Origin of the sequence: Agathobaculum sp. LCP25S3_E8 (assembly GCF_052117165.1) — a bacterium.
In the GTDB taxonomy this organism is placed as follows: domain Bacteria; phylum Bacillota; class Clostridia; order Oscillospirales; family Butyricicoccaceae; genus Agathobaculum.
The window spans coordinates 24,671-35,339 of record NZ_JBQKJR010000036.1 but is presented as its reverse complement, the minus strand read 5'-3'; the positions used below and the strand labels follow the sequence as shown (position 1 = coordinate 35,339).

The window sequence follows — 10,669 nt, the reverse complement described above, 5'->3', positions numbered from 1 at the left end:
CTACATCCCGATCCATTTTTCCTCGTTCCAGCATTGCTCTCACCACCTATTCCTATTTTACCGCGCTCAAACGAAAAAGCCCAGCTTTTGCTGGACTTTTTCGACAGACTGCGGCGAAGGACAAAAAATGTCCTTCGCCGTTTTTTCATGGTACCCGTCAATCATTGCATCACGATTGCATCAGGGGCGCCAAAACCTTGGCCATTAATGAAATCATCTCATGTTTGGGTATCGGCTGTGCTTCGGTAATCCACTTTTCCAGCATTCCCACGACCCCCATCGCAACAAACCGTGCAATATATATATCTTCCACGCTGCGGAATGGCATGCCTTCCAGCCGACACTCTTCCAAAACGCCAATCAGTTTTTTTCCAAACCCCTCCACACCGCTGACCTTAATCAATGCCGTGACAATTTCGCGGTTTTCTTCCAGATAATCCACCGCCCGGCTGAGAACCGGTTGCAAAGTCGCAATCTCACTGGGTCGCAGACCCGCAATCATGCCACGAAAGTCCGCAATCATCTCCGCTTCTATCCGCTCGCGCAAATCATACACATCCCGATAGTGCGCATAAAATGTTCCGCGGTTAATATCTGCTTCCCGGACAACATCAGTTACCGTAATGCTCTGGAAATCCTTTTGCTGCATCAGCCGCGTCAGCGCCTGTCGCAGCAGTTTTTTTGTCCGGCGGATGCGCTTATCCTCCTGTTGCTGCATAGTCCATCCCTCCATTCTTTTTTGCATTCAAATGAACATTTTTTGTTATAATGTCTATTAACATACATAACAATCATATTTGATTCTTGTGTATGTTATCCTTATGTTCTATACTATATCACGAAATAAAATTATACACAATATCTATTATCAGGAAAGTTGGTGTTTATTTGAAAAAAGAAGGCCATCGTCCGGTCGACCTAATCATACATAAACGCAAACAGATCGAAAAAGTTTTCACTGTGCTGGTCGTGCTCAGCCTGATCTGTATCCCTATGGTCGGTGTCAACTACGATTTAACAAAATACCTGCCGGATTCCTCTCCCTCCGCGCAGGCGCTGGACATTATGCAGAAAGAGTTTACCTATCCCGGCATGGGACGGGTCATGCTGCAGGATGTCACACTGTACGAAGCCAAAAACATCAAAGACCGCATCGCCGAAGTAGATGGCGTGGATATGGTCATGTGGTGTGATACTACAACCAACATCTATGGCTCCGACTTGTTTATTGATTATTCCACCATTGAAGACTATTACAAAGACGGCAACGCTTATATGGATGTCATCTTTCTGGAAAAGGACTCTTCCTCGCGTACCCACAAGGCCGTAGCCGAAATCGAACAGATTGTCGGAGACCGCGGACTTGTAGCAGGCTCCGCTGTCTCGGATACCAACCTCGGCCCAACAATCAACGCAGAGGTTGCGCGCGTAATGATGTTAGCGGTTGTCATCATCTTTTTGATTTTGACGCTCACGACAACATCGTGGTTCGAACCCGTACTGTTTCTGTCCGTGTTGGGCATTGCCATTGTCATCAACATGGGCTCTAACATCATTTTCGGTGAAATCTCCTTCCTTTCCAATGCAGTCGGCGCGGTTTTGCAGCTTGCCTGTTCGATGGACTACTCCATTTTCCTGCTGCATGCCTTTACAGAGGAAAAAGCCAACGGTGTGGAACCCGAACAAGCTATGGCCAATGCGCTGCGCACGGCCTTTTCTTCCATTGGTGCATCCGGCGCTACCACGATCGTCGGCTTTCTTGCACTGGCGCTCATGCGGTTCGGCATCGGTCCGGATATGGGTTTTGTGCTGGCTAAGGGTATCGCACTGAGCCTGATGACTGTACTGTTGCTGATGCCTGCACTGATTCTGCGCTTCCAAAACGTTATTGCAAAAACGCAGCACCGCTCCTTTATCCCCCGCCAGTGGCGCGGGTTCGGCGAATTCTCCTATAAACTGCGCAAGCCGGTGCTGGCAGTGGTCGCCCTACTCATTATCCCCTGCTATGTTGCACAAGGCATGGCTGACTTTACTTACGGCAACGAAGCGGTTGCCAACTCCCCCGGCACGCCGGTATATGAGGCTGAACAGCAGATGAATGAGAAATTTGGGCAAAGCAATATGATGCTTGCGCTCATTCCGCTGGACAGTAACGTTACGGAAAAGGCCCTGTGTGAGGAGATAAACGATCTTCCCTATGTGAAGTACGCGCTTGGGCTTGCTTCTGTTCTGCCGGATGGTATACCGGAAGGGTTCCTGCCGGAAAGCGTCACCGGCATGATGCACGGTGAAAACTGGGCGCGAGTCATCATCAATGTCCGGTCTGCCGGCGAAAGCGATGCTGCATTTTCGTATGCAGATGAGATTCGCACGATCATTGAACGCTATTATCCGGACGAACAGACCTATCTGGTTGGCGTCACGCCGTCCACGCAGGATATCAAGGATATTATTGTACCGGATAACCAACTGGTCAATCTGGTTTCCCTGCTCGGCGTTGCGCTGGTCGTTGCTATTACCTATAAATCGCTATTGCTTCCAATTGTCGTACTGATTCCGATCGAATGCGCTGTGTTCATCAACACCGCTATGCCTTATATTTATGGACAGCGTACGATGTTCCTCGGATTCATCATCGTCAGCTGTATCCAACTCGGCGCAACGATCGACTACTCTATTCTGCTGACCGGCAATTATCTGGATGCCCGCGCGCAGGGCGACAAAAAAGAAGCCGCTATTCGTGCCGTCACCGTCAGCGCGGAATCCATTCTGACTTCCGGCATGATATTGATGACCGTGGCCTATGGTTTGTATTTCATGACCTCAGTCGAAGCGGTTTCCGGTTTAGGTCAACTGATTGGACGCGGTGCACTTATCTCGATGATTCTGGTGCTGTTTTTGCTCCCCGGCTGTCTGATGCTGTTTGACCGCTGGATTGTAAAGTCAGACTATGCGCAGAAAAAACATGCAAAGATGAACCGTATTCGCAGCACAAAGCTGATTCTACCGGTACTGAGTGAACTGCATCAGCAGCGTTTGCGTTTGATCGCGCAGATTCGCGAAAACCGTCGGGCACGGCATCGGGAGATGCGAAAGAAACTGACTCATCTGTTTTCTTCGCTTCGCCATAAACCACAGAATACCGATAACAATCCATCACAGCCCGATAACAAGGAGGATAAACAGGATGATGAATCATAAATTCCGCCGTCTGACGGCGGCCGCACTGGCACTTCTGTGCGTGCTGCCGCAGGCGGCGCAAGCCGCCGCTCCCACCATCCAAACGGACGAAGCGGTCTATATCAATCTCGATTATTACGGCACGCCGGAAAACACCCGTATCGTCAAGGGCGTCAGCCTGAATGGGCATACCGAGTTTACCGACTACGGCAATTATTCCGATGTCTACAATATGTCCACGCTCGACGAACCAACACTGGGCGACGGTGAGGTTTCTTGGGCGCTTGCAGATGACGGTTTACAGCGTTTCTATTACGAATGTGTTCCGGACAGCAGCAACACTATCCAGCTGCCGTGGAATTTTGACGTGTCTTACAAACTCAACGGCGTACCGGTGGAAGCCGAGAAATGTGCCGGTGCAAACGGTCTGATTGAAATGAATATCCACGCAATGCCTAACGACGCTGCCGGAGAATACTACAAAAACAACATGATGCTGGTTTGCGCCACGGGCATTGACATGAGCAAAGCGCTTTCCATTGACGCCCCCGGCGCGCAGGTACAGTCAATTGGTACTTACAAAATCGTCATGTTCATGGGTCTTCCGGGTGAGGAAAGCACATTTACAGTGCGCATCGGCTCGAATTCCTTTGAAAGCATGGGACTTATCCTATTTATGGCACCTGCCACCCTCTCTTCCTTGGATATCCTGTCCGATATGCGGGATATCAAGGACCGGCTGGGAAGCTCCGGGGACAGTCTATATGAAGGCTTAAGCAGTATGCTTGACTCCATGCAGTCCATGAAAAGCGGACTGGGAGCACTTTCAAGCGGCATTTCCGGTATCAATTCTGTGCGCAAGCAATTAATAGCTGACCGAGGCACAATTGATCCGCAGATCGACGCCGCATTATCCTCGCTGGAAACACTGGCTGGACAAACCGACTCGCTGATTCCCGAACTAAATTCTATGAAAACCACGCTGACTACACTCAGCGCGACCATAAACAGTATGCTGGACACCGTACAATCTACCACAGAAGATATCAATGGTTATCAGCAACTTTTGAAAGATTTGGACACCACACTCAGTAATCTGGACGATTTTGTCAGCGATTTGCAAAACGCATCCGGCGATGACTTACTCCGCATCCGTCAGCTGCAAGCCGACTTGGAAAACCTCAAGCAAGACACCAAGACTTTGCAAACCCATTTAAGCACGCTTCGAGAAAAGGCAGATGCACTCAGCAGCCAAATTTCCGCTTTACAAGTCATCTTGGATGGCAGCGGTCTGAGTGAACCGTTGTATTCCCTGCTTTCCTCTCTTGTAAGCAGTGCTACCGGTTCCCTTTCTGCTATTAAGCAATGCATTCGTGCTCTGGAAGACATCCTTTCCGATACCAATGGGCTTCTCGGAACAGCGGATTCCACGCTCAATAGTCTGGATCAAATCAGCGACGTACTGAGTGACTATGATGGTTTGCCACAAGATCTGATTGGAGAAGGTAAGGATCTTACTGTTTTGGCAGACCAAACACTCGAGCGTGTGCATCAGCTGATTGCGGATATTCCTGCCCTTTCCGCTTCTCTTGACCAGATGACCGAAACCACAAATTCCGCTGCGGATAAATGCTCTGATTTGATGGTTGCTCTGACAAAGACTCTCACATCTGCCAACGATTTGCTGCAATCGGCGACAGACAATCTGCGCGCGATCCGTGACAAGTCAGATACCAGCTTGCAGACCTCGCTGGATGGTCTCATCGATGTGCTCAACCGTGCATCTTCGTCCAACAGCTCCTCCAATCTGCAAAATGCTAACGATTCCATTCACAGTGCAATCAACGATGCAGAAAAGGATTTGGAAGAGGATACCAACGTACTGAACATTGATGCCGAAGCAGCGCTGCAATCTGTTACCTCATCCCAAAATCCAACTCCATCCAGCCTGCAATTTATCCTGCGCACGCAGGAAATATCCACCCCTTCCGATTCGGATGCTGCCTTATCGGATACATCCGATGATGATCAGGGCGTTCTTTCTCGCATTGTTAATATTTTTAAAAAACTATTTTCCGCTGTCTATGGTGTATTCACCTCGGAAAACACATAATAAAAGCGCCGCGTTCGATAGAACGCGGCGCTTTCTTTCCAAGCGTCAGTTTTTCTCCGCTATTTGCTCAACCTGTGTCAAATACTTTTGCTGATAATAACGCAGCTTCTCTGCAAACTGCGGCGTTGCCTTGTATTCCTGCTTAGCATAGGCATGCGTATCGAATTCCTCCGCGCCTTCGCCGAGCTGAATGGTGTAAATCGCAATATTGGAGCAATGATCACTGATTTTTTCCAAGTCATGCACAATATCGAGGAAATGAATACCGGTCTGCATCGTGCATTCATTTCGGCTCAATCGCTCAATATGACGGCTCTTGAGACGCTCCTTAAGCGTATCGACCACTTCTTCAATCGGTTCCACAGTTCTAGCCACCGATACCGATCGCGTCACATAGCCTTCCACTGTCAAGTCAAGCGCTTCGCCGACCGCACTGCACATCGCATGCAGCTCTTGCATGGCTGCCGGTGAGAACGACATATCCCCTTGGCGGAACTCATCTACTCTGCCAAAAATATTCTGCGCATAGTCGCCAATTTTTTCGAAATCAGAAAGTGAATGCATCATCTCGGCCAACTGCCGCCGCTGATCCACCGAACGAATATTATGAATATTGGTCAAATAACGACCAATCTCCACTTCCGCACGATCCAAAAAGCTCTCGTGTTCTCGGAAAATATCCTCCTTCGGCATTTCCTCACCAAACAGTGGGTCGATTGCCAAATGGAAATTCTGCTTGGCCGCATCCCCCATATCCGCAATACACCGCTGCGCCTGCTCCAGTGCAAGGGACGGCGTGGTCAGAAAGCGCGGCTCCAGCTTTGCAAGCGGATCCTCCTGTACCTCGCCGGAGGGTACGCTCCATGTGGCCAGCTTTACCAGCAGCCCGGTAAACGGCAGAAACAGAATCGTGCAGGTGACATTGAACAGCGTATGGAAGTTTGCAATGCCTCCCTTGTCAATCGCGGAGTTCCAGAAGGAAAAGCCGACAGTATATTCAATCGCATAAACCGCGATAAGGAACACAATGGAACCAATCAGATTAAAATAAAAGTGAACCATCGCAGTGCGGCGTGCGTTCTTCGAGCCGCCTAGCGAGGACAGAAAAGCAGTGATACAGGTACCGATATTTTGTCCCAAAATGATGGGAATCGCCGCTGCATAGGTGATTGCTCCTGTGGTAGACAGCGCCTGCAAAATACCAACCGACGCCGAAGAAGACTGGATAATCGCGGTGACACCCGCACCAACCAGCACACCCAGAACCGGATTTGCAATCGTTGCAAACAGCTGCGCAAACTGCGGCAAATCTGCAAGCGGTGCAACCGCGCTCTCCATCACCGACATACCGATGAACAGAATACCGAAACCGGAAAAAATATCCGCAATATCACGTGTGCGGCGCTTTTTGGCCAGCATCATAATAATGACGCCTGCAAGTACAATCACATAAGCCAAATTTTTCGGTTTGAGCATTTGCATGAAAAGATTTTCGCTCACCGCTCCGCCGCTGTCCAGACGCAGGATTTGCGCTGTAATCGTCGTACCGATGTTCGCGCCTAAAATCACGCCAACGGACTGTCGCAGCGACATGATGCCAGCATTGACAAAACCGACCACCATAACGGTCGTAGCCGATGATGACTGAATCACCATCGTTACCACCATGCCCATCAGCAATGCCTTAAACACATTGCCGGTCATTTTTTCCAGTGTTTTTTCCAATTTCGAGCCTGCCGCACGCTCCAGACCCTTCCCCATTGTCGTCATGCCGTAGATGAACAGCGCTAAACCGCCAATCAACTGCACAATGGACAGCGCATTAAAGTCCATGGGTTTCCTCCGTTTCACATCTCTCTTACAAATCTCTGATGTTCCCCATACATTTCCCAGTATACTGTTTTCGCTATTCTCTGTCAACGATAAAAACTTTTCATGGAGGGATATTGTGTGAAAGCCCCGTTAATATTGATTTCCAGCGGACGTTTTATGGACACTTTGTCCATGCGCCGCCGTCAATCGGAATTATACGCCGCCTGCCTATCCGCAGCCGGCGGCGCCGGTGTGCTATACAGTGGCACCTCCGCCTCCGCACTGGCAGAACGTTGTGACGGCTTACTGCTGGCGGGTGGCGGCGATATTCATCCCGCCCGATACGGGCAGACGTGCACCTGTGATAAGCTGTCCATCGACTCCGTCCGCGACGCAGAAGAGCAGGCACTATTCGACTCGTTTTTTACGCGAAGCAAGCCGGTGCTTGGCATCTGCCGTGGAATGCAGGCCATCAACGTCTTTCTCGGCGGCACCCTGCAACAGCACACAGACGGTCACGCAAACTGCTGTCATGCCGTTCACTGCATCGGCTGGCTTGCTGAACAAATTGGTGCAAATGCTATGGTCAACAGCTACCATCATCAGATTGTTGACCGCATCGCAGATGATTTAACGGCTGTTGCCCATGCGCCGGACGAATCGGTGGAAGCGCTTGTCCACCCTTCCGCAGCGCTGCTCGGTGTGCAATGGCACCCGGAGCGTATGGTGCCATCGATATGCGTAGATGTGGCAGAGGGCAATCACCTGCCGCTGTTTTCCTGGCTGTGCGAACATTGCTGATACAAATTTCCGAAACAGAAAAGGAGCAGGGACAATTCCCCGCTCCTTTTTGTCCGTTACACCATTTCAGCGGTTCAGCAACCAAATTGCTGCGTTCAGATACGTCGCAAACAGCAGCCACAACGCATACGGCACCAGTAACCACGCGGCAGTCGGATTGATTTGCCGAAAGGCCACAATCGTTGCCGCCACCAACGCCAGCAGCAGCACCAGCCACATGAGCGCAATTCCGTATAAGCCTGCGTTAAAAAACAGCAGCGGCCAAACAAAGTTGACGGCAAGCTGTACGCCATACCAAGTCAACGCCTGCTTTTTCTCATCTTGCTCCACATCGGCCTTCCAAACTAGTACGCTGGCAATGCCCATCAACAGATACAATATCGACCAGACTACGGGAAACACCCATGGCGGCGGTGCCAGCGGCGGCTGCACCAGCGCGTCGTATGTGGCCATGCTTCCCATGGTCAGCCAACCGGCCAAACCACCAACCGCCAACGGAAGCGCAAGGCCTATTACCCAAACCCACAGCAATTCTCTCCCTCCCTTTACGGTCAGGATATGGTTTGCTGCGCGTTTTTATGCATCAAAACATATTTACAATAAGCCGAGCAGCAGCATTTCCTCTACTGTCAACGCGTTGTCCTCAGTCTCGCCGTCCAGCAAAGGGCGCAGCTTTGCACCGCAGTCTGGGCAGGTTTCTTGGTCATCGTCAAAAGTTCTGCCACAGTATTCGCAGAAATTCATTTTCACAGTTCCTTTTTCTGGTAGGTGTGTACGCTGACAACATAGCTTATCATGTACACCACAAAGCAGATGATCAGTGCTGCTATCATCGGTAGGGCAATTGGTGCGGTCTCCAGTCGATGAAATCCCTGTTTGATTGCATCCACTATGCCAGGAATAATGCCGAACTTTACAATTCCCGCCATCGCCAGAATTGGTATCCAAACCACTACAATCAGGATATACCTCGACTTCTCCACGCCGAATTTAAACGTTACCGCGAACATTAGCCCCATCAGCAGCAAAGAGAGCAACTCGCCTCCAAACAGACTGAGCATATTTTCCATCATTGATGTTGATGGATCGACCAGCGAATAGACCACCGTCATTGCTGCGGCCAGCGCAAGCAGTGCCAAATTGACCAACAGCCCCATCAGATACTTGCTTCTGACCACTTCTTGCCGCAAAATCGGCAGCGACAGGCTGAGTTTATCCCAACCATAAGCCTGATCCGAGGCGCACAGCGTCGCTGGTAGCATAATGCTAAGCATTGCGACGATCATGATGAAAAACATCGGCCCGCTCCATGCAAAAGCGGCGAACGCAAACACCACCAGAATAAACAGCATCGAACGAATTGACTGTCGGAAATTCATCCAGTCCGCATACAGCATTGCTTTCATTTTGCATCCTCCCCTCTGGTCAAAAACAGCATCATCTGCTCAATGTTGACCGGCTCGACCGACCAGTTGGCGGGCACACCATCACGACGTACCAGTGCTTCGCATCCAAATACTCCCATACGCTTGCCGCGCACCGCAGATGGGTCAAGTGCGGCAAGTTGCTCTGCCGTGCAGTGCAGCACACCATAGGTATCCAATATCTCATCGCGCGGCTCGGACAACACGATCCGTCCCTGATGAATAAATGTGATATAATCCGCAATTTTGTCCAGATCGCTTGTGATATGACTGGACATTAGAATCGAGTGTCCTTCATCCTGCATGAAGTCATAAAACAAATCGAGTACCTCATCACGCACAACTGGGTCAAGACCGCTGGTTGGCTCATCCATGAGAAGCAACTCCGCATCGTGCGACATCGCCGCGGCAATATTGACCTTCATGCGCATGCCTTTAGAATAGTCCTTGATTTTTTTGTCTGTATCGATACCAAATCGTTTCAAAAATCCAAAAAACTGCTCAGAATGCCAATTTTGATATGCCTTTCCCATCAGAACATCCACTTGACGAGCACTCATGGTGTTGAGAAAACAACCATCCTCAAGCACCACGCCGATTCGTTCTTTAACCGCGCGCTCGTCTGCAATATTGTCCTGCCCCAACAAGTGGATACTGCCTGCATCGCGGTGAATCAAATTCAGAATTGCTTTGATGGTTGTGCTCTTGCCCGCACCATTTTCTCCAATAAACCCCATTACACAGCCGCTTGGCAGCGTAAATGAGACATTCTTGAGCGAAAATCCTTTATATTGCTTACACAGCCCCGTAATCTCCAATGCGTTTTTCATCAGATCCCCTCCTCAAATACCGCGGCTGCAATCTCAAGAAATTCACCCTTTTTCAGATTTCCCAGGTGCGCCGCTTTTGCCGCCTCTTCCAGATGTGTCTCCACCCGACGGAGCTGTTCTTCGCGCAGCAACTCCACCCCCACTGGGGCCACGAAGCTGCCGCGACCGGTCTGGCTGATGATAAACCCTTCCCGCTCCAACTCCTCATACGCACGTTTGGTTGTAATCACACTGATGCGCAGCTCCTTCGCCAGTAAGCGCATAGACGGCAGCGCTTCTCCTGGCTGTAGCTCACCACCGACAATCTTAGCCTTGATTTGCCGTGCAATTTGCTCATAAATCGGTGTGCCTTCCACATTCGACAGGATGATGTTCATTGCCCCTCCCCTTCCATATCGTATATACTCATTATATACAATATAGACATTATGTCAACCCTCTGCGAAAAAAATTATGCGAATATCTACGTATAAAAAATCCGACCCGGCATTTTGCCGGGTCGGCTCACT

At 50.1% G+C, this 10,669-nt stretch carries 10 protein-coding genes; 3 read left to right on the top strand and 7 right to left on the bottom strand.

Features of this window, described 5'->3' with window-relative positions; translation table 11 throughout:
- Positions 1 to 169 precede the first annotated feature (169 nt).
- Complete coding sequence (locus ACTQ34_RS12095; RefSeq protein WP_441364046.1) at positions 170 to 718, bottom strand: TetR/AcrR family transcriptional regulator C-terminal domain-containing protein; 549 nt, start codon at positions 716 to 718, stop codon at positions 170 to 172.
- Between the two features lie 170 nt (positions 719 to 888).
- Between ACTQ34_RS12095 and ACTQ34_RS12090 the strand changes: the two genes are divergently transcribed.
- Both ACTQ34_RS12090 and ACTQ34_RS12085 read left to right on the top strand, forming a co-directional pair.
- On the top strand, positions 889 to 3,201 hold the full coding sequence (locus ACTQ34_RS12090; RefSeq protein ID WP_441364045.1) for an MMPL family transporter: 2,313 nt from the start codon (positions 889 to 891) through the stop codon (positions 3,199 to 3,201).
- On the top strand, positions 3,188 to 5,293 hold the full coding sequence (locus ACTQ34_RS12085) for a hypothetical protein (protein WP_441364044.1): 2,106 nt from the start codon (positions 3,188 to 3,190) through the stop codon (positions 5,291 to 5,293). The genes ACTQ34_RS12090 and ACTQ34_RS12085 overlap by 14 nt, the downstream gene beginning before the upstream one ends.
- Positions 5,294 to 5,338: 45 nt before the next feature.
- Here ACTQ34_RS12085 and ACTQ34_RS12080 read toward each other — a convergent pair whose 3' ends face one another.
- The gene (locus ACTQ34_RS12080; protein WP_441364043.1) at positions 5,339 to 7,126 is read right to left on the bottom strand and encodes a Na/Pi cotransporter family protein; all 1,788 of its coding nucleotides are present in this window, start codon (positions 7,124 to 7,126) and stop codon (positions 5,339 to 5,341) included.
- A gap of 117 nt (positions 7,127 to 7,243) precedes the next feature.
- Here ACTQ34_RS12080 and ACTQ34_RS12075 point away from each other — a divergent pair, with 117 nt between their 5' ends.
- On the top strand, positions 7,244 to 7,906 hold the full coding sequence (locus ACTQ34_RS12075; protein WP_441364042.1) for a gamma-glutamyl-gamma-aminobutyrate hydrolase family protein: 663 nt from the start codon (positions 7,244 to 7,246) through the stop codon (positions 7,904 to 7,906).
- 66 nt (positions 7,907 to 7,972) lie between these two features.
- Here ACTQ34_RS12075 and ACTQ34_RS12070 read toward each other — a convergent pair whose 3' ends face one another.
- From ACTQ34_RS12070 to ACTQ34_RS12050, 5 genes are all read right to left on the bottom strand, one after another.
- Positions 7,973 to 8,437 carry a TspO/MBR family protein gene (locus ACTQ34_RS12070; RefSeq protein WP_441364041.1) on the bottom strand — a complete coding sequence of 155 codons (465 nt, stop codon included), beginning with the start codon at positions 8,435 to 8,437 and terminating at the stop codon, positions 7,973 to 7,975.
- Between the two features lie 63 nt (positions 8,438 to 8,500).
- Positions 8,501 to 8,650: a hypothetical protein gene (locus tag ACTQ34_RS12065; RefSeq protein ID WP_441364040.1), complete on the bottom strand. Its 150-nt coding sequence runs from the start codon at positions 8,648 to 8,650 to the stop codon at positions 8,501 to 8,503.
- Between the two features lie 2 nt (positions 8,651 to 8,652).
- Complete coding sequence (locus tag ACTQ34_RS12060) at positions 8,653 to 9,312, bottom strand: ABC-2 transporter permease (RefSeq protein ID WP_441364039.1); 660 nt, start codon at positions 9,310 to 9,312, stop codon at positions 8,653 to 8,655.
- Positions 9,309 to 10,160 carry an ABC transporter ATP-binding protein gene (locus tag ACTQ34_RS12055; protein ID WP_441364038.1) on the bottom strand — a complete coding sequence of 284 codons (852 nt, stop codon included), beginning with the start codon at positions 10,158 to 10,160 and terminating at the stop codon, positions 9,309 to 9,311. Before ACTQ34_RS12055 ends, ACTQ34_RS12060 begins: the two co-directional genes overlap by 4 nt.
- Positions 10,160 to 10,537, bottom strand: coding sequence for a GntR family transcriptional regulator (locus tag ACTQ34_RS12050; protein WP_441364037.1), 378 nt, complete (start codon positions 10,535 to 10,537; stop codon positions 10,160 to 10,162). Before ACTQ34_RS12050 ends, ACTQ34_RS12055 begins: the two co-directional genes overlap by 1 nt.
- Positions 10,538 to 10,669: the final 132 nt, after the last annotated feature.